The sequence below is a fragment of the Actinoplanes sp. NPDC051411 genome (assembly GCF_040682075.1).
Classification (GTDB): domain Bacteria; phylum Actinomycetota; class Actinomycetes; order Mycobacteriales; family Micromonosporaceae; genus Actinoplanes.
Genome location: NZ_JBFBAD010000019.1, coordinates 1 through 23,206 on the forward strand (window position 1 = coordinate 1; position 23,206 = coordinate 23,206).

The window sequence follows — 23,206 nt, forward strand, 5'->3', positions numbered from 1 at the left end:
TAAGGCGGACCAGGATGCCAATCGCCGCAAACTCGGGTCGAAGGGCGGGCGGCCACCGTCCTTCGACTCCGCGATCTACAAGCAGCGTCACGCGGCGGAGTGCGGCATTAACCGGCTTGAACGCCACCGCGCTATCGCCACCAGGTTCGACAAACTCGCCGTGCGCTACGAAGCCACCGTCACCATCGCCGCGATCAACGAGTGGCTATGACTTCGATACACGCCCTAATGCCTACAGATTGTAGGAGTAGGCTCGATCGATGTCCGGCCGCCGTGTTCTGATCACTGCCGGGGTGTCGGCGGTGCTCTTCACGGCGTTGACGGCCCTCGTCGTGGCGCGGAACGGCCCGTTGCTGACGTTCGACGCGACGGTCAGCTCGGCTGCGTGGCGAGCGGCCGTCGGGCATCCGGCGTGGCGTTGGTTGATGACCGTGGTCACCAATACCGGAGGGCCCGCCGTCGTGACGGTCGCCGCGGTGGCCGCGGTCGCGGTGCTGCTGGAGTTCCGGAGATGGCGCGACGCCGTCTTCGTGGCCGTGGCCATGCTGGGAGCGGCCGGCATCCGGCTGATCGTCCTGAACGCGGTCGGGCGGATGCGGCCGGTTGATCGGCTGGCGCCGGCAGCCGGGTTCTCGTTTCCGTCCGGCCACACCACCGGGTCGGCGACGGCCGCGCTGATCGCGATCACCCTGCTCTGGCCGCTCCTGCGGGGCCTTCGACGGGTCGTCGTCGTGGGAGCGGCCGGGCTGTGGGCCGTCGCGGTCGGGGTGAGCCGGGTGGCGCTGGTGGTGCACTGGCCGACCGATGTTCTCGGGGCCTGGCTGCTGGCCGTCACCGTGGTCGTGCTCGCGCTGCCGGTGCGGGGCGCGCTCGGGCGAGCCGGGCCAGGCACGAGCGGCGGAGACGAATCCGGCGATGGTCGTGGCCGGCCCGGGCGTTCAGAGCCGGTCGCGCCCGACGGTGACGAAAGCGGCGGTGGCGATGGTCGCGGCCGGCCCGCGTCTTCCGAGCCGGTCGCGCCCGCTGGGGGCGAGTTCGACGGTGGCGAGAGTCGGGGCCCGATCGGGCGTTCAGAGCCAGGCCCGGGCGACGGCGACGAACTCGGTGGTGGCGAGCGTCGGGGTCCGGTCGGGCGTTCAGAGCCAGGCGCGGGCGACGGCGACGAACTCGGCGGTGGCGATGGTCGCGGCCGTGCCGAACGTGACGAGCAGGGCGAGCAGGCCGGCGAGGCGGCGCCGGTGCGGTCGGGGAGCGGGACCGGTCAGGGCCTGCACACGGCGGACGACGGGGCCGCCGCCGACCGCGAGTGACGGCCCCGGGCGTACGGTCGCCAGCCCGGCCCGGGCAATCGCCCGGGCCGCCAATCCTCGATCGCCGACCGCGGCGGCCGCGTCTTCGTCGGCCCACCGCTCGACCAGGTAGGTCACCGCTTCCCGGGCCGGGATGAGCAGCGGGTTGATCGCCGCGGCCATGGCCGCGGCGAGGACGAGGGTGTGGTGGCGGTGGCGCAGGTGGGCGCGCTCGTGGGCGAACATCACCTGCCGCTCGTGGTGGTCGAGCAGATGCAGCATGGCGGTGGTCACGAGGATGTGCCCGGGGCGGCCCGGCACCGCGACGGCCATCGGTTCCGGCAGGTCGGCGATGGCGACGCCGTCGTGGGGCGTGCCGACCGTCCGTAGGCGGTGGACCGTCGTCAGCCGGCGGCGGGCGTCGGTGAGCAGCCGGACCGCCGCGCCGATCAGCAGGAGGACGGCGACGGCCGCGATCGGATCGGGTACCGGCGTCGGCAGTTGCCGTGACGGGTCCGCGCCGAGGGCGCGCCAGGGCGGCAGGTCGTCGAACAGCGTCAAGGCCAGGAGGCTGAGCGACCACGTGGTCGCCGCGGCGGCGACGACGGCGATGACGGCGAGGGCCCAGGCGGTGAGAGCCGGACTGCCGTGTCTGGCCATGCGCGGCGCCACCCACCACAGCGGCACGCCGAGCAGCAGAGGCACGTAGACGGCGACGGTCACGGCAGTTCCCCGAGCAGGTTCCGCAGCGTGGCGGCGTCTTGCGCGTCGAGCGACGCCGCGAACTGCTGCAGCACGGCATGGCGGTCGCCGCGGCCGGCCAGCAGGGCGCTCATCTGGGCCGCGGTGGTGGCCGCGGCGTCGTTGACGGCCCAGTACACGTGACCGCGACCCGCTTTCCGCCGCTCGACCAGGCCCTTTTCCTGCAGGCGGATCAGGATGGTCTGGACGGTGTTGTACGCCAGGTCGCCGCCCAGGCGGCTCTGCACGTCGCTCGGCGCCAGCGGCTGATCCGCCGAGGCCTGCCACAGCACCGCCATGACCTCGGCTTCCAGCGTGCCGGGAGCGCGGCGGCTGTCCCTCGTCGTCATCGCCCTCATGCCCTCCACGTCGTCAACGTGTCAGCCTAACGCGGCCGTCGCCACCAGCGCGTTTATGCGGTCGCCACGCCGGAGCACGGGTCGGCCGCCCGTTCAGCGCTCCCTCAGCCGCCCGCGGAGACCATGGGAATGACCGCCGGGGCGCCGCAGTCCCCCCGGAAGCCGGGCGCCCCGGCGGCCCTCGCATGACAGATCCCACAACTTGTAGGAGTTTGGCCGTGATCAGGCCCTCGCGTTCGACGTCCACCGCCAAATCCCGGCGACAGCCCGCTGCCGGCACGCAAGCGTCGGTCGCCGCCTCCGGCTGACGCTACGGCTACCGGCGTGCGATCCGGTGTAACGCCTGGCTCAGGCCGGGTCGGTCGACATGGCAGCGTTGCAGCAGGAGTTCAACCGTGCGGCTGTCGTCGTGGATGACGGCTCGAGCGACAGCGGCCGTGCTGGTCATCGACGCCGAGGATCCGCCCGGAGTGGCTGCCGCGAGAAGGCATCGGGTGGCGACGGCGTTGAGCGGCAGATGACGGTGTCGCCGTGGGCGACGACCGGAGCCGCGCATCGGTGCGATGCCGGACGGCATTCCGGCGGCGGAGAGAACCTCGTCGACGTCAATGCCGATGGCGGCCAGCGCGTCGCGGTCCACGGCCCACCTTCCTACCCCGACCAGTTGCTCGATCAGCCTCCAGACCGGGCGAGGGGTCAGCCCGGCGGCGCGCAAGGTCTCCCCGGTCCGGTCCAGTCCGGCTGATGCCGCGAACAAGAGGTGCTCCGCACCGATCCACGTGTGTCCCAGCCGCCACGCCGCCTGCTGCGCGACCCGTGCGACGTGGCGCGTCGCGGCGTCGTCTATCGTCGGCATCGCCGTCACCGGACCATTTTGTGGTACTTGCGGTGCACGGTCTGTTTGGTGACGCCCAACGCTTCCGCGATCGCCTGCCAGCTCCAGCCACCGGCTCGGGCATTGGCGACCTGATGGAGTTCCAGCCTTTCGGTCAGCGCGCGGAGAGCCGCGACAGCACTGAGACCGATCGCCGGATCGGTATGCGCGGCCTGCCGCGGAAGATCAACTACTTCACTCATGGTGTCAACATATGCTGACGTGGGGTGTCGTGTCAACAAATGCTGACGACCGGCCTGGGGTCAGCCTGCTGGCAGCCGGATGGTGAAGACGGCGCCGTGTCCGGGTGTGCTGTGCGCGTCGATGGTGCCGCTGTGTCCGGTGATCACTTCCCGGGCCAGGGCGAGTCCGAGGCCGAACCGGCGGTGGTCGTCGTGGCCGCGGGCGAAGCGGTCGAAGATGTGCCGGGCGTCGCCCGGGTCGAAGCCGCTGCCGTCGTCGCGGACGGTCACGGTGACCTGCCGGGGCGCGGTCCGGCGGCTGAGTTCGACGGCTATGTGGCCGCCGGGTGGGGTGTGGCTGAGCGCGTTGTCGATCAGCGCGGTCAGGACCCGGCGCAGGGCGGCTTCCCGGCCGCGTACGAGGGACGGTTCGTCGGGGTCGGTGACCAGGTCGAGTGTCACGTCCTGGTCGCGGGCCCGGTCGCCGGCGGCGGCGAGCACTGCGGCGGCGAGGACGCCGAGGTCGACCTCGGTGCTGCCGCCGGCTGTGCCGTGGGTGGACAGCAGGAGGTCGTCGACGACCTCGCCGAGTTCGCGGGTGCCGGCGACCAGGCGGTCCAGGTCGGTGCGGGCCGGACCGTCGCCGAGATCGCGGCGCAGTAGTTGGGCGCGGGTGTGCAGCTGGGCGAGCGGTGTGCGTAGTTCGTGGCTGGCGTCGGCGACGAACCGGCGTTGCCGGTCGAGGGCGTCGCCCAGCGGTGCGGTGGCGCGGCGGGCGAGCGCGAGGCCGGTGGCCGCCGAGCCGAGCAGGCCGAGCAGGCCGGCCGCGCCGAGCGCCATCGCCAGGCGCCGTTGTTCGGCCTCCTGGCCGGCGAGGCTGCCGACGACTTGGACGGTGGTGCCCTTGCGCTGCCGGGTGTAGACGAGGTAGTCGACGCCGTCGATCTCGCGGGAGGCGGTCTCGGTGGGTCCCCCGTTGCGTACCCGGTCGATCGCCGCCTGGTCGGGGAAACCGGCCGGTGGGTGCCGGGTCGCGGTGAGTGTCCCGGCGGCGTCGAGCCGGAAGATCCAGCTGTCCTCGGGCGGGTCGACCACGTCCTCCTCGCTCGCCGCGGTCTGCCGCAGGCCGTGCGCCAGCGCGCCGCGCTGTCCGTGGCCGACCATCAGCAGGGCGACCACGCCGACGATCAGGAGGATCACGGCCAGGGCCGCGGTGTGCTGGATCGCCAGGATGCGCCGCGCTCGCCGCAGCAGGAGCAGGTCGGGGTCGGCCCGGTTCACAGGGTGCCCAGTCGGTAGCCGGCGCCGCGCACGGTGGTGATCACGGTGGGGCCGAGTTTGCGGCGCAGGTAGTGGACGTAGGTGTCGGCGAGGGTCTCGGTGGCCGCTTCGGGAAAGACGCCCGACGTGATCTCCTGCCGGCTGAACACCCGGGACGGGTGGGAGGCGAGCAGGCGCAGCAGGTCGCTTTCGCGTCCCGAGAGCGTCGTCTGGTCGCCGTCGGCGGTGGTGACTGTGCGGGCGATCAGGTCGAACTCGGCCTCCCCGACCGGCAGGACGTGCTCGGTGCCGGTTGGGCGGCGGCGCAGCACGACCCGCACCCGGGCGAGCAGTTCGTCGACGTCGAAGGGTTTGACCAGGTAGTCGTCGGCGCCGCCGTCGAGTCCGGCGACCCGGTCGGTGACGGTGCCGAGGGCGGTCAGGATCACCGCGGGGGTCTGGTTGCCGCTGCGCCGCAGCCGGGCCAGCAGGTCGAGGCCCTCGATGGCGGGCAGGCCACGGTCGATGACCAGCAGGTCGTAGCGGCGGGTGAGGGCGCGGTGCAGGCCGGCCTGGCCGTCGCGGGCCAGCTCGGCGGCGTATCCGGCGCCCCCGAACAGCCGCAGCAGCAGGTCACCGAGTTCGCGGTCGTCCTCGACGACCAGCACCCGTGTCGTGGTCACGTCTTCCACTCTGGCAGCCGTCAGGCTCATCCGAAGCGCGCCCCGTCCAGGGCGGCCCGGGCCGTCGTTCACGCGGCAAGTCTGCGGTGGGGAAATGGGAGAACTCGAAGAATCAGCTTCGTAGCCTTTCGGGGCATTTGCCGATGTTCTGGAAGGATCGCTATGACCACCGTCAACGGGCTACCGGCGCACATCCTGCTGGTGCACGCGATCGTCGTGCTGCTGCCGCTGGCCGCGCTGCTGCTCGTGCTCACCGCGTTCTGGCCGGCCGCCCGGGCCCGGCTCGCCGCGCCCAACGCGATCCTGTCGATTCTCGTCGTCCTGCTGGTCCCGCTGACGACCAGCGCGGGGGAGTGGCTCGAGCGGCGGGTTCCGCAGAACGACCTGCTGCACAAGCACACCGAGCTCGGGGACAACGCGATCTTCTACGCGATTCCGATCGCCGTGCTCGCCCTGATCGTCTGGTGGCGCGAGCGGGAGGCCCGGTCCGACTCCGCGCGGCGGGTCTGGCTGGCCCCGCTGTCCACCGCGGTGACCGGTGTGGTCGCGGTGCTCGCCCTGATCGTGGGCGCGGCCGGGGTCTACGGCATCTACCGGATCGGCGACTCCGGCTCCAAGGCGGCCTGGACCGGCAGTTTCAGCACCACGCCGGCCGGCCGCGAGCACGACTGATCGTGGCCGGCTACCCGGCCGGGTCGCGGCGACGGAGGACGATCCAGCAGACCCCCGTGCACAACAGGATCGTGGCGACCTGGGCGGCTGAGCCCGGCCCGAGGCGCGCCACGGCGGGTGGGTCGAACAGCGCGACCCAGTTCTGCCAGTAGTGGACCGGCAGGATCACCGCGACGGTGTGCAGGGCGCCCTGGTTGTTGAGGATGGTGGCGACCACGACGAAGCCGATCGCCACCGCCAGGGCCTCGGCGCCGCGGGGGAGCAGGAGTCCCAGCGTGAACGCGATCGCGGCGACGGCGAGCATGCACAGCACGATGTACCCGCCGGCGGCCAGCGTGCGTGCGACTGTCTGACCGGTGGTGAGGTTGGGCGCGCCGATGATGTGGAACGGGTGCCAGCCGAAGACGATCGTGCCCGCCACCAGACCGCCGGCCAGGGAACAGACGACAGCGAGGACGGTGGCGAGCGCGGTGGCGGCGAACTTGGTCGCCAGCAGCCGGAAGCGGGTGACCGGAGCGACGTACAGGTAACGCAGGATGCCCCAGTCGCGGTCGGCCGACGCGATGGTGGCGGCGAGCAGGGCGACCACGATCGGCAGGACCAGTGGGCCGATGAACTGCAGGCTGGCCATCGCGTGATTGAGCGCCGAGTAGGGGGACGCGCCGAACAGGCCGCTCTCGGTGCCGTTGCGGTGCCCGGCCGAGGAGGCCAGCGGCAGAGCGGCGGCCGCGGGCACGCCGGCCAGGCAGGCCAGGGCGATCAGCGTACGCAGCCGGTACAGCTGGGTGGTGAGCTCAAAGCGCAGCACGGCCGGTCCCTTCGGTCATGGCGAGGTAGGCGTCCTCGAGTGACTGGTCGCCGCCGACGAGGTCGTCGAGCCGGCCGGAGGCGATCAGGCGGCCGTGGGACATCACCAGGATGTGACTGGCCAGCTGCTGCACCTCGGCGAGTTGGTGGCTCGAGATCAGGACGGTGGCACCGGCGGCGGCGCGGGCGGCCAGATGCTGCCGCAGGGCGCGGACCTCGGCCGGGTCGAGGCCGTTGGCCGGTTCGTCGAGGATCAGGACGTCCGGCCGGCGCATCAGGGCGTTCGCGAGGATCAGCCGTTGTCTCATGCCCATCGAGTAGCCCTTGACCTTGCGGTCGATCGCCGCCCCGAGGCCGGCCAGGTCGAGCGCGTCGGCCAGGCCGGGCGGCGGCCACGACCGGCGCGACGCGGCCCACAGCAGCTTCAGGTTGGCGGTTCCGGTCAGGTGCGGTACGAAGGCGGGCCCGTCGATCAGGACGCCGACCCGATGCAGCACGGCGGCGCCCAGGCTCACCGGACACTGATCGATGAGCACGGTGCCGGCGTCGGGCGTGGACAGGCCGACCAGCATCCGGATGGTCGAGGTCTTGCCGGCGCCGTTCGGGCCGAGCAGGGCGCTGATCTGGCCGGCTTCGACCGTGAAGGTGAGCCGGTCGACGGCCTGCTGACGGCCGTAGCGTTTGGACAGCCCGTCGGCCTGGATCGTGGCGGATGTGGACATGGGGTATCGCCCTTTCTCGGCGGATCGCCGAAAGGCAGCTGGAGCGGGTGAGGTCTACCCGGCGAGGGCCGGTCGGCGCCGGCTGCTCCGGGCCGCGAGCGCGGTCGCCGCGGCAAAGGCGACCACCACGCCGATCCAGCTCGGGACGAACGGGGTGGCCAGAAGGCCGCCATGGTTGCCGGCGGCCGTGCGCACCTGCAGACCCCAGATCACCGCGGCGATCGTGGCGACCGCCATTCCGGCGGTCACGATGGTCGTTGCCATCGGACGCAGCCGGGCCGGCTGGTGGCCCGGAACACGGGACAGCACGATCACGGCGGCCCATGCGGTCGCCGCGAGCACCGCGATCCCCGCCGCGGCGATCAGGGCGAATCCGGCCACGTTCGGTGCGGTGTGCACACCGTGCCCGCCGGCGATGGCCTGCGCGAGCCGCAGAACGCCGTACCAGAGAGCCGCGCCGACGACCGGGACCGCCACATATTTCCAGGCCCGCACATCCTGGCCGCGAATCAGCGCCGCCGCGGTGGGCGCCGCCGCGACCGCCAGGGCCAGCAACGCCACCGCGGCACCGGCGACGAGCAACGCGTACGAGCTGCCGGCCCGGCCGGTGAAGTCCTCGGCGAGCTTGGCGAAACCCAGGCCGGCGACCGTGAACAGCGCGGTCGCCCACACCACCGCGGTCATCGGGGAACGACGGGACACGACGACACCTCCATGGGCGCGAACAGCACCGAACAGTGAATCGAGAATCAATACCGGACGCCGATGCACCCGCATGTCGCACAGGAGCTGGGCGTACTCGTCGCCGTAGCGGCGGCGCCAGCCGACGGGGTAACAGGCCACGAGTGCGCGAACCAGCCGCGCGTCGCCGCTCACGCCGGATCCAGCCGCAGCCGGCCCAGGCTCAATGCGGACAGTCGCTGCATCCGCGTCGCCTGAGCGGACAACTCGGCCGCGCCGGCGGCCGTCAACCGGTACGGCCGGCGCCGCCCCTCGGCCGGCAGCCCCTCGATCAGGCCACGTTCCTCCAGCCGCGCGAGGGCGGCGTAAAGCGTGCCCGGCCCGAGCGTCACGCCGATCTGCTCGGCGACATCGGTCGTGATCGCGTAGCCGTGCTTCGCCCCGTCGGCCAGGCTGGCCAGGACCAGCAGACCCGGCTCCGCCCAACGGCCCAGTTCGTCCGCCATGCCGTACTCCGTCCGTCGCTATATCGCTCAACGTACTACGCCGGACGATATAGCGCTAGATCCTGAAAGACGGGTGCGGCGAACCGGGGGCTGGCTGTGGCGGCAGGCGTCTGCCGAGCGTCGCGCAGGTGAGGGCGGCCCCGAGAGTTAGGACCGCAATGGCCTCCTAGGCCGTGAGCGCTGCCTCCGCCGTACGGAAAGCGGCGGCGACGGCCTCACGCACCGGGGTCTTCCGGTGTTCCTCGGAGAGGATCTCGACGCCCCAGGGACCGTCCCACCCCGCGGTGCGCAGCGCCGTGATGATGCCGGCGAGGTCGAATGCGCCCTGGCCGCACAGCCGCCGGCGGTTGACGGTGTCGTCGAAGAGCGTGCCGACCGGTTCCGCGTCGGCGTCGTTGAGTTCGACGCCCACGATGTGGCGCAAGGGCACCGCGGCGAGGTCGGCCGGGGGAGTGTGCGCGCGTTCGGTGTGCCAGACGTCGATGATCAGGCCGCCGGCCGCCGCGCCGGCCGCCTGGACCAGTGCGAGTCCGTCGTGCACGGTCTTGATGTTGGACCAGGGCAGGAATTCGAGGCCGACCCGGGTTCCGGCGTTCGCGGCGTCGGCGGCCAGGGCGGCGAACGAGGCGACCCACTCGTCGCGGTTCCACGGGCCGTCGGTGACGTCGGGGGCGACCTTGATGTGCCGGGCGCCGAGCTGCTCGGCCGCTGTGAGCAGATCCCGCCGTACGCGGCCGGGGCCCGGCGCCCACCAGCCGGTGAGCAGTTCCAGCTCGAGGTCGACGATGCCGTGGTCGTCGAGCAGGGCGCGCAGGCCGCGTACGCCGTACTCGCCGAGCGCCGGCATCAGGTCCGCGTGCAAGCAGGCCCATGCCGCGGAACCCGGCGTCGGAGGCGGCCTCGACGCGCTCGCGGATCCCGACCGGGCTGCGCTGATTGCCGGGGTAGGGGTTCGCGTCGCCGGCGGTGGTCCAGCAGGTCGCAAGGAGGCTCGTGGCCGAATCCTGCCCGTGATCGGGCCGGGGAACCACGGCTGAGGGGCTTTTGATGGTTTCCACCCGGCGGAACCCACAGTTCCCGCTCCTACTCTGAGCGCCATGCGTATCGGACTGATTGGCCTCGGCCGGATCGGCGCCTTCCACGCCGACACCTTGAGCTCCATCGCCGCCGTCGACTCGCTCGTCGTCACCGACCTGCTGCCGGAACGGGTCCGGCAGGTCACCGACCGCTGTGGCGCCGAGGCCGTCGGCTCGGTCGGCGAGCTGCTCACGGCCGGGGTCGACGGTGTCGTCATCGCGGCCGACACGGACATGCACGTGCCGCTCATCCTCGCCTGTGTCGAGGCGGGCCTGCCGGTTCTCTGCGAGAAGCCCGTCGCGTCCGACGGCGCCTCGGGGGCCGCGCTGCTGCGCCGGCTCGCCGACTACGACGTACCGGTCATGATGGGTTTTCTGCGCCGTTACGACGTCGCGATGGCGGCGGTCAAGGCGGCGGCCGACGCCGGTGAACTCGGCCGGCTCACCACGGTGCGATCGACGACGATGGACCCCGAGCCGCCGTCGCGCGAGTACATCGCCGGGTCGGGCGGGATCTACCGCGACTGCGGGGTCCACGACTTCGACATCGTGCGGTGGGTGACCGGGCAGGAGGCGGTCGAGGTCTACGCCACCGGCAGCGACCGCGGCGCGGCCTTCTTCGCCGAGGTCGGGGACGTCGACACCGCCACCGTTGTGATCACCTTCGACGGCGGCACCCTCGGCGTGGTGTCCAACACCCGCTACAACGGCCGCGGCTACGACGTACGGCTGGAGGTGCACGGCTCGGCTGACAGCATCGCCGCCGGCATCGACCCGAAGTGGCCGATGCGTTCCGCCGCGCCCGGCGCCACCGACCCCGACCCGCGGCCGCACCGTTTCTTCATGGACCGCTTCGCCGACGCCTTCCGCGCCGAGTTCGAAACCTTCCTCGATGTCGCCGCCGGGAAACAGCCGTCGCCGTGCACGGTCGCCGACGGCCTCGAGGCCGGCTGGATCGCCGAGGCCTGCGTCCGCTCGGCCGCCGAGCACCGCCCCGTACGCATCGAGGAGGTCCGCATCCGCTGAACGGACTGATCAGCTGTGGCGGTTCATGGCTTGATCAAGGGCGCGATGAGCCGGCGACCTCAGGCGTCCTTGCCGGACGGCTCAGCCGGGAAGGGCCGGCGGGGCTCGTCCATCTGAGTGCCTATGTCGTGCAGCCGCAGCGCTACCTGCAGTTGCAGGGCCCGGTCGGGGGCGCGCCAACCCCGGCCGAGGATGCTGTCGACCCGGTCGAGTCTTTTGAGCAGGGTGTTGATGTGCACGTGGAGCGCGGCGGCGGTCCGGGTGACGTTGCCGGCGTTGCCGAAGTACGCCGACAGGGTGGCCACCAGCTGCGTCGACCGTCGCGCGTCGTGGGTCAGGAGCGGCTTCAGTGAGTTGTCGAGGAACCGGTGAAGGTCCTTCGCCCGCTCGGCGTCGAACAACAGGGCGAACATGGCGTACGGCTCGGTCGTCGACCCCTGATCGGTCACGCCGAGGATCTGCATGAGGTCGCAGCATTTTCCGGCGATGTCGAACGCCCGCCCCCAGTTGTGGCCGGTGATCGGCTCGGCGACGACGCGGACCGGCGTTCCGAGCTCCCGGCGAAGGTGACCGTGCACGGTTTCGGCGAGCCGGGCGGCATCCGAGGTCGCGGCGAGCAGCGTGGCGCGGCCCAGGTGTTCGCCGGCGAGCCCGTTCCACTGTGGGGACAGCGCGTAGAGCCGGCGGCTGACCTCCGGGACGGTCTTCGTCTCGGACTTCGCGACGATGATGACGTTCAGCGCGGTGAGGTCGATGCCGCGCGCGTGCGCCCGGGCCCGCTGGGCCGGTGTCAACGGTGGCGCGGAGACGAGCAGTTCGGTCAGCAGTTCGCCGCTGACCCGTTCCTCGGCTTCGGCGACGGCGGTCTCCTTGAGGATGAGCAGCCCCATGATCTGAGCGGCACGCTCCAGGGTGCGTATGTCGACGGGGCTGGGCTCCTGGTCGCGGGTGAGCAGGAGCGCGCCGAGGTGGGTGTCACCGGCTTGAATGGCGGCCGCGCTGTGCCAGAGGCCGGTGCTGTCGGTGGTTGTCGCCCACCGCCCGGACTGGCGGGCCTGCTCCACCGCGTCCGGTGACGGCCGCTGGGCGGTGGGCCCGTTCTCCGGGTCGAGGGCGCACCGGGCGGTTACGGCACCGGCCCGGTCGAAGACCGTGACCGCGCCTCGCAGGTGCTCGACCAGAAGCCGCGCGATGTCGTCGGCGCCGCCTCCGGTCAGCACCACCCGGGTGAGGGATTCGTGCACTGCTTGCGCCCGTTCCATCATCGCGACCTGGCGTTCGATGGTGCGGTACGCGGTCTGGAGCTGTTTGAGCGCGGCGCGGCTCTCGTCGTACAGCCGGGCGTTGTTCAAGGCGATGGCCGCGTGGTCGGCGAAGGCGCTGAAAAGCGCGACCTCGTCGGGTTCGAAGGGCCGTTCGGTGCGGTCGGCGGCGAACAGCACGCCGATGACTTCCTCGCCCACCAGCAGAGGCACGCCGAGCAGCGCGACCATGCCTTCGGGAATGACCAGGCCGTCGAACGTCCGGTCGTGCGGAACGTGGCCGGCCTTGAGGTAGTTGCTGACCCAGACCGGGGCGCCGGTGGCGATGACGCGGCCGCCGACGCCGGTTCCGGACGGCACCCGGGCCTGGTTGAACGTCGAGGAGATGGTGCCCTCGGACGCCTTGAGCATCAGCTCGCCGTCGCCTCCGAGCAGCGAGAGGTACGTGAAGTCGGTGCCTATCAGTTCGTGGGCCTCGCGAACGATCGAGTCGAGGACCGCGTCGAGTTCCCCGAGGGCGGTCAGCGACCGGGCGGTCGCGTACAACGAGCTGAGTTCGCGCTCCCGGCGGATCCGGTAGGACGCGAGGTCGGGGCTTGACGTTCGGACTACGGGGGTGTCGCCCATCGTCCGGTCCCTTCTCGGGGTGTGTGCCCTGTACACCGTGGCGAGCCAAACAGTGGGGTGATCTTCTCTCACTGGCGGGTTCCGGCGCACCTTAAGTTCGCCGCAGTGGGCGTGTGACAGGCCTCACAGGCAGGGCGCGAAATCGGGAGTCGTTCATGATCCAGTTACGTTATGTCTCGGCGGGCCGCCGCTTGTCGTCCGCCATGAAACTCGCCGGTGCGTTCGCCGGTGTCCTGCTCGTCACCGCTGCCTGCGGAGGCGGCTCGTCCGGCGGCGGCGCCACCTCGGGCAGCGCGGGACTCAAGGGCAAGACCGTCGACTTCGTCGGCTACGGCAAGGACAACCCCTGGGGTGCCTATTTCAACGGCGTGTTCGTCCCCAAGCTCACGTCCCAGGGCGTGAAGGTCGTCGACCTGACGACGATGGACCCCGGCACCGCAGTGACCAACTTCAATCAGAGCATCTCCAACCAGCCTGACCTGATCGTGGCCGCCCTTCTCGACACGTCGTCGATGGTGGTCCCGATCAAGAAGGCGAAACAGGCCGGCATTCCGGTGCTCGTCTTCGACGGCCGCCCCGACCCCTCGGTCGACGGTGACGTCATGCAGGTCCTCTCCGACAGTGAGGCGCTCGGCACCGCGGCGGCGCAGAACCTGGTCGAGGGCCTGAAGGCGCAGGGCAGGAACTCCGGCAATCTTATCGTGATCACCGGCACCAAATCGGGCTTCGCGGCCCAGGACCGCATGAAGGGCTTCGACGCCGAGCTGGCGAAGACGCCGGAATACCAGGTCGTGGACGCCCAGGACGGCAACTGGGATCCGACGCTCTCCAGCAAGATCGCCACCCAGCTCTTCGCCAAGTACGGCTGCTCGGGCGTTCAGGGCGCCTACGGCATGGCGGACTACCAGGCGCTTCCGATCGTCGCGGCGGCCAAGCAGGCCGGCTGCCCGGTGGGTGGCAAGAACGGTCTCATCGTCACGGGCAGCAACTGTTTCAAGGTCGGCATCGACGCCATCAAGGCCGGCACGCTCTACGGCACCGCGACCGAGGACCCCGGCACGATCGCCGAGCAGACCGCCGACTACGTGACCCGGTACTTCAACCAACAGAATCCGCCGGCGAAGGAACTCGTCAAGGAGGAACGGGTGACCGCCAGGAACGTCGCGCAGTACGCGGAACAGTGCAGCAAGGCATGAGCTCGCCGTCGTCGTCCGCGCGCACCGGCGAGGAGCTGGTTCGCGTGGACGATCTCACCAAGAGCTTCGGCGGCACGCAGGCCGTCCGCGGTGCGTCCTTCGGTATCGCCGCCGGCGAGATCCACGCCCTGTGCGGACACAACGGCGCCGGTAAGAGCACCGTCGTCAAGATGCTGTCCGGGCAGGAGACGCCGGACGACGGTGCGATTCGTATCGGCGGCGACCTGCTCGACCCGCGCAGCCGGCAAGTGGCGCAGCGCAGCGGAATCGCCCTGGTCGACCAGGAACTGAGCGTCGTGCCCTCGCTCACCGTTGCGGAGAACCTCATGCTGGGAGACCTGAAGGCGCGCTGGCTCAACCGCCGGCGTACCTCGGCCCCCCGGCTGCGCGCCCTGCTCGACAACGTCGGGCTCGGCCGGGTGGATCTCGATCAGCCGCTGTCCGAGCTGAGCATCGGCGAGCGTCAGCTCATCGAGATAGCGCGTGCGCTCGGCCAGGAGGCACGGCTGCTCATCCTCGACGAACCGACGGCCACACTCAGCGACGTCGAGAGCGAGTACGTCTATGCGGCGGTCCGCAACGTGGCGGCCACCGGCTGCGCCGTCCTCTTCGTCTCCCACCGGCTCGGCGAAGTGCTCGACCTCTGCGACCGGGTCACCGTGATGCGCGACGGCGCGGTGGTGGCGACCACCTCGGTCACCGACCTGACGATCGACTCCCTCATCCTCCAGATGCTCGGGGAAGCGCCGCAGCGCCTCGGCAAACGAACCGGCGGCGCGGCCGAGGATTCCGCTGACGTGCTGACCGTCAGCGGGTTGTCGGTTCCCGGCCGGGTCGAAGACTTCAGCATCGTCCTCCGGCCGGGCCACGTGTACGCGCTGGCCGGCCAGCTCGGGTCCGGCGCCTCCGACGTGTTGCGCGCGACCGCGGGCCTCGTTCCCGCGGCGGCCGGCGACATCAGGGTCGACGGGGTCAGAGTCCGTACCGGCTACCCGATCGCCGCGGCCCGGGCCGGGATCGCGTTCGTCTCCAACGACCGCAAGTCCGAAGGGTTGTTCCTCGACAAGCCGATCAGCTGGAACCTGCTCGCCACCCGCCTGCCGGATGTGACGCGGTGGGGCGTGCTCAGCCGGCAACGATGGTCGGCGGCCCTGACCCGTCTCGTCGGTCTGTGCGGTCTCGACGGCAGGCGGACCGGCGACAGCGTGCGCTCGCTGAGCGGCGGCAACCAGCAGAAGGTCTTCGTCGGGCGCGGTCTCGGCCGCTCCGACGTCCGCGTGCTGCTGCTCGACGATCCGACCCGCGGCGTCGACGTCGGTGGCCGGGCGGCGATCCATGTGCTGCTGCGGGACGCCGCCGACCAGGGCATGGCCGTGCTGTTCGGCTCGACCGAACTCGAGGAGCTGCTGGACCTCGCCGACGTCGTGGTCACCATGCACAAGGGCGTCGTGGTGCGGCGTCACGACGGCGACGTGGCCGGCGCCGTCCTGCTCCGGGAGATGACGCACGGCGCGGCTGACGGTGGAATCCCGGCCGCGACCTCGACGAAGGAACGACCGTGAACGTGATGTCCGCCCCGTCCCGCTCCGATGCGCCGATCCGCCGGCGAGCCCGGCCGCGGTCACGCGCCGAGTTCGTCATCAACGTAGTGGTGGTCCTCGCCGTGCTGGCGGCGATCGTGCTGGGCCTGACGACCCATCGCTTCGTGACCGTCGCCAACGCCAAGGCCATCATCACGTCGGCCAGTCTGGTCGGCATCGCGGCGCTCGGGCTGACCCTGATCACCATCGGGGGATCCGCGGTCTCGCTCGCCGTCTCGCCGAGCGTGGCCGCGGTCGGGATGATCTTTTTGTCGGCGCAGTCGCTCGGCCTGATTCCGGCTCTGGTCCTCGCCGTGGTGTGCGGAACCCTGATCACCGGGATGCAGGGTGCGGTCGTCGGCTATGCCGCGGCGAACCCCGTGGTCCTGACCATCGCGGCCAGCTTCGCCATCACCGGCATCGCCACCGGCATCAGCGGTGGTTCCACGGTCTCGCCCACCGCGAACGGCTACGACCGCCTGAACGCGACGCCCGGCGGCGTGGCACTCAGCGTCTACGTCCTGATCGGACTGGCCCTGATCGTCGAATGGACGCTGCGGCGGACGGGCTTCGGGCGATCCCTGTACCTCATCGGGGAGAACCGCCGCGCAGCCCGGGCCGCCGGTCTGCCGGTCGGGTGGACGACCGCCGTGGCCTGGCTCGGGGCGGGCGCGTTGTTCGCGGTCACCGCGGCCTTCACCGCCGCCTTCAACACCTCGGCGAACGTGAACCTCGGCGGCACGCTCACCTTCGACGCCATCGCGGCGGTTCTGGCCGGCGGCACACCCATCGCCGGCGGGCGTGGCTCCGCGCTGCGCACCCTCGCCGGCGCAGTCCTGATCGCCGCCACGTCCGACATTCTGCTGCTGCGCGGCTATTCCACCGGAGTCCAGATCATGGTCAAGGGAGTCATCGTCCTGATCGTGGTCGTCATCGTGCACCTGCGTACCAGGGGGAGTCACGCATGAAACGTCCGTCTTTGCGGCGGCCCGAGGTGTCGCTGCCCGTGGCGGCGCTCGCCATCACGATCATCGGGTTCGCGTTGATCCCGGCGTACACGGATTCGGCCCTCGCCCCGTTCGACGTCTACAACGCTCTGCAGATCTTCGCGCGACTCGGCCTCCTCACCCTCGCGCTGGGTCTGACGATGATCGCCGGCGAGTTCGACCTGTCCGTGGTCGGAACGTACGCGGTCGGCGGGATGCTGACCGTTCAGGCCGGGCAGGGGCACTGGGCGTGGGGCCTGCTGGCCGCGGTGGGTGCCGGGGCGGCCATCGGGCTGCTGCAGGGTGGCCTGATCGCAAGGCTGAGGATCCCGTCGATGCCGGTGACCCTGGCGACCTACATCGCGTTGCTGGGGCTCGCCAGCGCCCTGTCCGGCGGACTCACCAGGACCTACTCGAAGGCGGCCGTGACACTCTGGGTCGACCAGCCCGTCCTCACGTACTTCTCCCCTCGGAGCCTGATCACGCTGGGCCTGTTCATCGTCGCGGCGGGCGTCCTGTCGCTGAGCCGGTGGGGCCGCGAACTCCGCGCGATCGGTGGTGACCGGCGCGCCGGCCGCGTCGCCGGGGTCCGGGTCGACCGCCTCATCGTGGGCACCTTCGCCGCCTCAGGTGTGTTGTCCGCGCTCGGCGGGTCGCTGCTGAGCTTCAGCCTGGGATCGGCGAACCCGGATCCGGGCGTCCAGCCACTGATCGTGGCGGCCGCCGCGGCCCTGCTGGGCGGGGTCTCCCTCGCCGGTGGCCGTGGCCACGCGCTGGGCCTGCTCGGCGGGATCCTGGCGGTCGCGCTGCTCGCCGAGATCGTGACGGTCGCCGCTCTACCGCAGTACGTATCGCAACTCTTCTTCGCGGGCCTGCTCGGGATCATCGTCGTCATCGACGCCCCCGATCTGCACAGCGCGCTTGTCCGGCAACGGACCCGCCTGCGGCCCGGCCGTCCTCATCCCTCGCCCGCCGGCGCACAGCCGACCGGCCAGATCTGAGAGCGCGTCATGTCTGAACTCACTCTGCTCTACTCCGACCTCCGATTCCCCGAGGGCGCCCGCTGGCACGACGGCCGGCTCTGGTTCTCCGACATGCACACCGGACAGGTGTTCAAGGCCAGTCCGGCGGCGCGCACGCTCGAGGAGGTGACGGTCGTCGACGATCAACCGTCCGGTCTCGGCTGGCTACCGGACGGCTCCCTGCTCATCAGCTGCATGATCGACCGCAAGGTCCGGCGGCTGGATCCGGACGGGAAGCTCAGCGTCTTCGCCGACGTCTCGAGCCTCACCGACGCACCGATCAACGATCTGGTCACCGACGACCGGGGCCGGACCTTTCTGGGTGGCTTCGGATACGACCTGTACGCCGGCGCTCCGCAGCAGCCCGGTCCCATCTTCCGGATCGACGTCGACGGCCGGGCGACCGTGGTCGAGAACGACATGGTCTTCCCGAACGGGATGGTCGTTCTGCCGGGCACCTCGACGCTGGTGGTGGCGGAGACGTGGGCGGCGCGTCTGACCGCGTTCGACGTCGACGAGCGCGGCGATCTGGCCGGCAAGCGGACGTGGGCCGAACTGCCGCCCGGGTCGACGCCCGACGGGATCTGTGTGGACGAGGCCGGGGCGGTGTGGGTCTCCTCGATCGCGACCTCGGAGTTCCTGCGCGTCGAGGCGGGCGGCCGGGTCACCCGGACGATCGACGTCGAGGGGCGCTGCGCCACCGACTGCGTGCTCGGCGGAGTGCACGGCACGACGCTCTTCCTCCTCACGTCGAACAGCTGGCAACCGCCCGAGACCACCGGGCGGGCGGGCCGGATCGAAGCGGCCGAGGCCGGCGAGGAACTCGTCTGATGCGCGGGCTGATGCAGGACCGGCCGCTGACCATTCCGACGCTCCTGTCCCGGGTCGAGACCGACTTCGGGCACAAGCGCATCGTCACCGGCGGGACCACGGAAACGGTGGCGACGTGGCGTGAGGTGGCGCCACGCGTCCGCCGACTGGCACGAGTCCTCGAGAGCCTCCGGGTGCCCGCCGGCGCGTGCGTCGGGACCTTCGCCTGGAACAGCCAGCGGCACGTCGAGCTCTACCTCGGGATCCCGAGCTCGGGGCGGATCCTGCACACCATCAACCACCGGCTCTACCGCGAGCAGATCACGTTCATCGTCAACGACGCCGCCGACGACGTCCTGTTCGTCGACCGGACGATCCTGCCGGTGATCTGGCCGTTGGTCGCGTCGTTCGACTCGGTGCGACACGTCGTCGTCATGGACGACGGCGGAGACACGCCGCTGCCGGACGATCCGCGGGTCCTCGACTACGAGGAGCTCCTCGCCGGGCAGGCCGACGGACCCTTCGAGACCCCGATCGAGGACGAGAACCTCGCCGCCTCGCTCTGCTACACCTCCGGAACGACGGGCAATCCCAAAGGCGTCCTCTACAGCCACCGCTCCGTCGTGTTGCACAGCCTGCTTCTTCTCGGTGCGGACGTCTTCGCGCTGAGCGAACGGGACGTGGTCGCGCCGATCGTGCCCATGTTCCACGTGAACGCCTGGGGGCTTCCGTACGCCGCCCTGCAGAGCGGTTCCGACCTGGTTCTGCCCGGACCCGTCCGGAGCCCGGAGGAACTGGTCTCGCTGCTGTCCCGGCACCGGGTCACGTTCAGCGCGGGCGTGGCGACCGTCTGGCGGGATCTGGTCCCGGTGCTGGGCGGTCACGACCTCAGCAGCCTTCGCCATATCGCCTGTGGGGGTGGCGCGGTCGACGACGCGCTGTCCAGCGCGTACGAGAGAGCGATCGGGATTCCGCTGACCAACGCGTGGGGGATGACCGAGACCAGCCCCGTCGTCACGACCTCCCGCCTGGCCACGCACCACGACGGGCTGGACGCCGAAGCGCGCCGGCTCCTGCTCGGCACCCCCGGCCCGGCCGTGCCGCTGACCGAGATCCGCGTCGTGGCCGAGGACGGCGCGGAGCTGCCACGAGACGGCCGGAGCCAGGGAGAGCTCCAGGTCGCCGGGGCGACGATCGCCGGCGCCTACTTCGGCGCGGACAGCGGCGCGGACGCGTTCACCGCGGACGGGTGGCTGCGTACCGGTGACGTGGCGACCATCGACGAATGGGGATATCTGCGGATCGTCGACCGCTCCAAGGATCTGATCAAGTCCGGCGGTGAGTGGATCTCGTCGGTCGCGCTCGAGAACGCGGTCATGACCGACCCCCGGGTCAGGGAGGCGGCCGTGATCGGCGTGACCGACCCGCGCTGGGGCGAGCGGCCGGTGGCCTGCGTCGTGCCGTCCGAAGGCGTGAATCTGACCCCGGACGACGTACGAGCGCACCTGCGCGGCCGGGTCGCGTCGTGGTGGATTCCCGAGCGCGTCGAGATGATGACCGCGATACCCAAGACCGCCACCGGCAAGTGGTCGAAACAGACGCTCCGCCAGCGGTTCGCCGACTCGACGACCGAAGAACTCTGAACCATCGAAAGGATCCGCGATGCCCATCGAACCGCGCCTGATCGTGACCGGCCACAGCCCCGACGGCGATGCGGTCTTCGTCGAGGACCACCACCCGGAACCGGTGAGCGTCCAGGCTCTGCCGGGAGCCGACTTCTATCTGTTGTGGGGCACCCCGGACGGGGAGGCGAAGGTCGGCGAGCGGGACGCGAAGCCGGTCCTGCGGCCGTACTTTCCCGGCCTCGGCGGCAGCCGGGCCCTGTTCCTGCGGTGGGCGGCGTACTTGTCGGAGCCGCAGCCGGTACCGGATCCCGCCGCGGTCGCCGACGAGGTCGCGCGGAAGCTGCCCGGGCTGACGGATCCGTTCGAGGACGACGGCGACGGCATGCACACCACCGACACCGTCGACTACGCCATCTGCCTGGAGGGCGAGCTGTGCCTCGAGCTCGACAACGGGGCGGAGGTGACCCTGACGCCGGGAACGTGCCTGGTGCAGCTCGGCACCCGGCACCGGTGGAAGAACAAGGCTGATCAGCCGGCGCTGATGTGCTACGTCCAGATCGGAGCCGTCCGCGTTTAAAGCAGCTCCTCCGCCTTGTCTTTCAACGAGGTGAGGACGCGGCGGGTCTGCGGCGTGTCCGGGAGCACCGCCAGCAGCCGCGGGGCGGTCGAGAACGCCGACTGGTGGATCATGAGGCGGCGGACCCACTCCATGCCCGCCGCCATCTCGGCCGCGGGGTCGGTCGCGCCACCGGTGCGTACCCAGTTCCCGAGCGCCGAGCGGTGAATCGCGTCGATGAGGGCGGCCAGGGCCATCGGCTGGAACGGGGGAGTGTCCGGTGGGAGGTGATCGCGCAGGTACGAGCGTGTCAGCGCCACGTACCGCTCGTGTTCGACCACCTCACGCTTGCGCAACTCGGGCACGACACGGGTCAGCTTGTATCGCCGCAGGACGAGCTCGGGCCGGCTGAGGAAATCGCGCAGAACCTCCTCGGTGGCCGCGATGACCGCGTCGACCGGATCCGCGGCGGGAGCGGCATCGGCGAGGCACCGCTCGAGCAGCCCGAGGCGCTCGGTGTGATCCGGGAAGACGATCTCGTCTTTGCTCTCGAAGTGGCGGAAGACGGTCCGCCGGGACACGCTGGACGCCTCGGCGACCGCCTCGACGGTGACGTTCGCGTACCCCTCCTTGAGGAACAAGGCCATCGCCGTCTCCGAGATGCGGTACTTGGTCTCGAGTATTCTCCGCGACGTCACCGACAGGTGCCTCTCCTTGCAGGTGTAGTGCAAAAACTGTAACTCCGCACCGCGCTCAACTGCTGCGCGTCGAAATCCGGCGCTGTCGCCGGACCAGCCACAGGTGACGGACGGTACCCCAGACCCCACGGCGGAACAGCAGGACCACGAGGATGAAGACCGAGCCGGTGACCAGGTCGATGCCGTGGAAGCCGGACGAGGTGAGGTAGTCGGCGAGCAGTACGGTCAGCAACGCGCCCAGAACGCCTCCCCACAGCGTGCCGATGCCGCCCAGCACCGTCATCAGCACGACCTCGCCCGAGGTGCTCCAGTTCAGCTCGGTCAGGGCGACGAAGCCGTGATTGATCGCGAAGACGCCACCGGCCAGGCCGGTCAGTCCGGCCGAGAGCACAAAGGCGATGACCTTGTGCTTTTCCACCTCGTAGCCGAGCGCCCGGGCCCGCTGGGTGTTGTCCCGGATCGACACCAGGACCCGCCCGAACGGCGAGTGCACGATCCGCCAGGCCGCCCACATGCCGAGCAGGAGGATCGGCAGCGCCGCGTAGTAGAAGTAGAACGACTCGTTCTCCACCAGGTCGATGCCGAAGAAGTTCCGGGGCACGCCCTGCAGCCCGTTCTCGCCGCCGGTCAGGCCGCTCCACTGATAGCCGATGAAGTAGACCATCTGCGCGAAGGCGAGGGTCACCATCGCGAAGTAGATCCCGGAGCGGCGCACCGACAGGTACCCGACGGGGAGGGCGAGGATCATCGCGAACACCGCCCCGCCGACGACGGCCACCGGGAACGGCACGCCGTAATGCGTCGCGATCAGCCCGGTCACATAGGCCGAGCTGCCCCAGAACGCCGCGTGCCCGAAGGACAGCAGGCCGGTGAAGCCCAGCAGGATGTCCAGCGCGATCGCGAACAGTGCCATCGCCGCGACGTCCGTCGCGACCGGCGGATAGATGAACCAGGGCAGTGCCAGCGCCGCCACCAGGCCGGCGGCCAGCAGCACCCACCGTAGCCTCGGGTCGCTGCTCGCGACCGGCACGTCGGCCCCGGTGACCGGGGCCTCGGTGGCCACGGACTGAGTCATGCCATCGCCTCCTTGCGTCCGAACAGGCCCGCGGGCCGGACCAGAATGATCACGGCCATCAGGACGAAGATGAGGATCTGCGAGAACGTCGGGGCGTACGCCTGCCCGAACGCCTCCACCAGGCCGACCACGTAGCCCGCGACGACCGCGCCGAGGATCGAGCCGAGCCCTCCGATGACCACGACCGCGAACAGAATGATCGCGAAGTTGTCGCCCATGTCGGCGGTGATCGCCCGGAACGGTGCGGCGAGCACGCCGGCCAGCCCGGCGAGCGCGACCCCGAAGCCGAAGACCGGCGTCACCCACCGGCTCACGTTGATGCCCAGGGCGCGGGCGAGCTCGGGTTTCTCGGTCGACGCCCGGACGATCATGCCGATCCGGGACCGCGTCATCACCAGCCAGACGAGCACACAGACCGCCACCGAGAACAGCAGGACGAACAGCTGGTAGCGCGGCAGGACGACACCGGCCAGGTCGACGCGTCCCCGGAGCAGGCCCGGAAGCCGGTACGGCAACCCGGAGACGCCGTACTTCTGTTTGACCAACTCGACGAGAACCAGCGTGAGGCCGAAGGTGAGCAGGAGGTTGTAGAGCGGGTCGAGCCGGAGCAGCCACTGCACGAGCAGCCGCTCCACCGCGACGCCGAAGACGAACATCAGCACCGGCACGACGAGCAGCGACCACCAGAGCGCGAGGCCGAGGGAGTCGAGCAGGACGGCCGCGGTGACCGCGCCGAGCATGTAGAACGCGCCGTGGGCGAAGTTCACCACGCCCAGGACGCCGAAGATCACGGCCAGCCCCAGGGCGGCCAGCGCGTAGAAGCTGCCGGCCGCCAGTCCCTGCACGAAGTACTGCGGTACCGCGTTCACGGGTTCCTCCGACCGGGTCCAC

General features: G+C 70.8%; 24 protein-coding genes and 2 pseudogenes. 11 read left to right on the plus strand and 15 right to left on the minus strand.

What is annotated here, in order from left to right:
• Positions 1-211, plus strand: a pseudogene (locus AB0M88_RS13045) (IS5/IS1182 family transposase); the annotation flags it as partial.
• Positions 212-542: 331 nt separating this feature from the next.
• Positions 543-851 (plus strand): annotated as a pseudogene (locus tag AB0M88_RS13050) (phosphatase PAP2 family protein); the annotation flags it as partial.
• A 285-nt stretch (positions 852-1,136) separates the two neighbouring features.
• Here AB0M88_RS13050 and AB0M88_RS13055 read toward each other — a convergent pair.
• The 6 genes from AB0M88_RS13055 to AB0M88_RS13080 all read right to left on the minus strand — a co-directional run bounded on the left by AB0M88_RS13055 (position 1,137) and on the right by AB0M88_RS13080 (position 5,388).
• Positions 1,137-2,012, minus strand: coding sequence for a M56 family metallopeptidase (locus AB0M88_RS13055; protein WP_364100008.1), 876 nt, complete (start codon positions 2,010-2,012; stop codon positions 1,137-1,139).
• Positions 2,009-2,380, minus strand: coding sequence for a BlaI/MecI/CopY family transcriptional regulator (locus AB0M88_RS13060; RefSeq protein ID WP_364100011.1), 372 nt, complete (start codon positions 2,378-2,380; stop codon positions 2,009-2,011). Before AB0M88_RS13060 ends, AB0M88_RS13055 begins: the two co-directional genes overlap by 4 nt.
• Positions 2,381-2,705: 325 nt before the next feature.
• Complete coding sequence (locus tag AB0M88_RS13065) at positions 2,706-3,254, minus strand: Clp protease N-terminal domain-containing protein (protein ID WP_364100013.1); 549 nt, start codon at positions 3,252-3,254, stop codon at positions 2,706-2,708.
• Complete coding sequence (locus tag AB0M88_RS13070; protein WP_364100016.1) at positions 3,251-3,466, minus strand: AsnC family protein; 216 nt, start codon at positions 3,464-3,466, stop codon at positions 3,251-3,253. The genes AB0M88_RS13065 and AB0M88_RS13070 overlap by 4 nt, the downstream gene beginning before the upstream one ends.
• A gap of 60 nt (positions 3,467-3,526) precedes the next feature.
• Entirely contained in the window at positions 3,527-4,726 is a 1,200-nt protein-coding gene (locus tag AB0M88_RS13075; RefSeq protein ID WP_364100019.1) for a HAMP domain-containing sensor histidine kinase, read from the minus strand.
• Positions 4,723-5,388 (minus strand): response regulator transcription factor, encoded by a 666-nt coding sequence (locus AB0M88_RS13080; protein ID WP_364100022.1) that lies wholly within the window; start codon positions 5,386-5,388, stop codon positions 4,723-4,725. Before AB0M88_RS13080 ends, AB0M88_RS13075 begins: the two co-directional genes overlap by 4 nt.
• 162 nt (positions 5,389-5,550) lie before the next feature.
• On the opposite strand from AB0M88_RS13080, the gene AB0M88_RS13085 reads away from it, so the two are divergent.
• Positions 5,551-6,060, plus strand: coding sequence for a DUF2231 domain-containing protein (locus AB0M88_RS13085; RefSeq protein ID WP_364100025.1), 510 nt, complete (start codon positions 5,551-5,553; stop codon positions 6,058-6,060).
• Between the two features lie 10 nt (positions 6,061-6,070).
• On the opposite strand, the gene AB0M88_RS13090 is transcribed toward AB0M88_RS13085, so the two are convergent.
• The 5 genes from AB0M88_RS13090 to AB0M88_RS13110 form a co-directional block, all read right to left on the minus strand.
• Complete coding sequence (locus tag AB0M88_RS13090) at positions 6,071-6,868, minus strand: ABC transporter permease (protein ID WP_364100028.1); 798 nt, start codon at positions 6,866-6,868, stop codon at positions 6,071-6,073.
• Positions 6,855-7,589: an ATP-binding cassette domain-containing protein gene (locus tag AB0M88_RS13095; RefSeq protein ID WP_364100031.1), complete on the minus strand. Its 735-nt coding sequence runs from the start codon at positions 7,587-7,589 to the stop codon at positions 6,855-6,857. The genes AB0M88_RS13090 and AB0M88_RS13095 overlap by 14 nt, the downstream gene beginning before the upstream one ends.
• Positions 7,590-7,643: 54 nt before the next feature.
• Positions 7,644-8,465 (minus strand): hypothetical protein, encoded by an 822-nt coding sequence (locus AB0M88_RS13100; RefSeq protein WP_364100034.1) that lies wholly within the window; start codon positions 8,463-8,465, stop codon positions 7,644-7,646.
• Positions 8,462-8,776 (minus strand): helix-turn-helix transcriptional regulator, encoded by a 315-nt coding sequence (locus AB0M88_RS13105; protein WP_364100037.1) that lies wholly within the window; start codon positions 8,774-8,776, stop codon positions 8,462-8,464. Before AB0M88_RS13105 ends, AB0M88_RS13100 begins: the two co-directional genes overlap by 4 nt.
• 166 nt (positions 8,777-8,942) lie before the next feature.
• Entirely contained in the window at positions 8,943-9,638 is a 696-nt protein-coding gene (locus AB0M88_RS13110) for a TIM barrel protein (RefSeq protein ID WP_364100039.1), read from the minus strand.
• 235 nt (positions 9,639-9,873) lie between these two features.
• Here AB0M88_RS13110 and AB0M88_RS13115 point away from each other — a divergent pair, with 235 nt between their 5' ends.
• The gene (locus tag AB0M88_RS13115; protein WP_364100042.1) at positions 9,874-10,878 is read left to right on the plus strand and encodes a Gfo/Idh/MocA family oxidoreductase; all 1,005 of its coding nucleotides are present in this window, start codon (positions 9,874-9,876) and stop codon (positions 10,876-10,878) included.
• A gap of 59 nt (positions 10,879-10,937) precedes the next feature.
• On the opposite strand, the gene AB0M88_RS13120 is transcribed toward AB0M88_RS13115, so the two are convergent.
• Positions 10,938-12,767 carry a GAF domain-containing protein gene (locus tag AB0M88_RS13120; protein WP_364100045.1) on the minus strand — a complete coding sequence of 610 codons (1,830 nt, stop codon included), beginning with the start codon at positions 12,765-12,767 and terminating at the stop codon, positions 10,938-10,940.
• Between the two features lie 155 nt (positions 12,768-12,922).
• Here AB0M88_RS13120 and AB0M88_RS13125 point away from each other — a divergent pair, with 155 nt between their 5' ends.
• The 7 genes from AB0M88_RS13125 to AB0M88_RS13155 are packed head-to-tail and all read left to right on the plus strand — an operon-like array spanning position 12,923 to position 20,563.
• Positions 12,923-13,963 carry a sugar ABC transporter substrate-binding protein gene (locus tag AB0M88_RS13125; protein WP_364100048.1) on the plus strand — a complete coding sequence of 347 codons (1,041 nt, stop codon included), beginning with the start codon at positions 12,923-12,925 and terminating at the stop codon, positions 13,961-13,963.
• Positions 13,960-15,525: a sugar ABC transporter ATP-binding protein gene (locus AB0M88_RS13130; RefSeq protein WP_364100051.1), complete on the plus strand. Its 1,566-nt coding sequence runs from the start codon at positions 13,960-13,962 to the stop codon at positions 15,523-15,525. Before AB0M88_RS13125 ends, AB0M88_RS13130 begins: the two co-directional genes overlap by 4 nt.
• A 5-nt stretch (positions 15,526-15,530) precedes the next feature.
• Positions 15,531-16,511: an ABC transporter permease gene (locus AB0M88_RS13135; protein ID WP_364100286.1), complete on the plus strand. Its 981-nt coding sequence runs from the start codon at positions 15,531-15,533 to the stop codon at positions 16,509-16,511.
• On the plus strand, positions 16,508-17,530 hold the full coding sequence (locus tag AB0M88_RS13140; protein ID WP_364100054.1) for an ABC transporter permease: 1,023 nt from the start codon (positions 16,508-16,510) through the stop codon (positions 17,528-17,530). Before AB0M88_RS13135 ends, AB0M88_RS13140 begins: the two co-directional genes overlap by 4 nt.
• A gap of 9 nt (positions 17,531-17,539) precedes the next feature.
• The gene (locus AB0M88_RS13145) at positions 17,540-18,382 is read left to right on the plus strand and encodes an SMP-30/gluconolactonase/LRE family protein (protein ID WP_364100057.1); all 843 of its coding nucleotides are present in this window, start codon (positions 17,540-17,542) and stop codon (positions 18,380-18,382) included.
• Positions 18,382-20,004, plus strand: a complete 1,623-nt coding sequence (locus tag AB0M88_RS13150; protein WP_364100059.1) for a long-chain fatty acid--CoA ligase — start codon at positions 18,382-18,384, stop codon at positions 20,002-20,004. Before AB0M88_RS13145 ends, AB0M88_RS13150 begins: the two co-directional genes overlap by 1 nt.
• Before the next feature lie 19 nt (positions 20,005-20,023).
• A complete protein-coding gene (locus AB0M88_RS13155; protein WP_364100062.1) occupies positions 20,024-20,563 on the plus strand; it encodes a cupin domain-containing protein in 540 nt (179 codons plus the stop codon).
• Here the strand turns inward: AB0M88_RS13155 and AB0M88_RS13160 are convergent.
• The 3 genes from AB0M88_RS13160 to AB0M88_RS13170 are packed head-to-tail and all read right to left on the minus strand — an operon-like array spanning position 20,560 to position 23,184.
• Positions 20,560-21,240, minus strand: a complete 681-nt coding sequence (locus AB0M88_RS13160; protein ID WP_364100065.1) for a helix-turn-helix domain-containing protein — start codon at positions 21,238-21,240, stop codon at positions 20,560-20,562. The genes AB0M88_RS13155 and AB0M88_RS13160 overlap by 4 nt on opposite strands.
• Before the next feature lie 55 nt (positions 21,241-21,295).
• Entirely contained in the window at positions 21,296-22,315 is a 1,020-nt protein-coding gene (locus AB0M88_RS13165) for a branched-chain amino acid ABC transporter permease (RefSeq protein ID WP_364100068.1), read from the minus strand.
• Positions 22,312-23,184, minus strand: a complete 873-nt coding sequence (locus AB0M88_RS13170) for a branched-chain amino acid ABC transporter permease (RefSeq protein ID WP_364100071.1) — start codon at positions 23,182-23,184, stop codon at positions 22,312-22,314. Before AB0M88_RS13170 ends, AB0M88_RS13165 begins: the two co-directional genes overlap by 4 nt.
• Positions 23,185-23,206 lie beyond the last annotated feature (22 nt).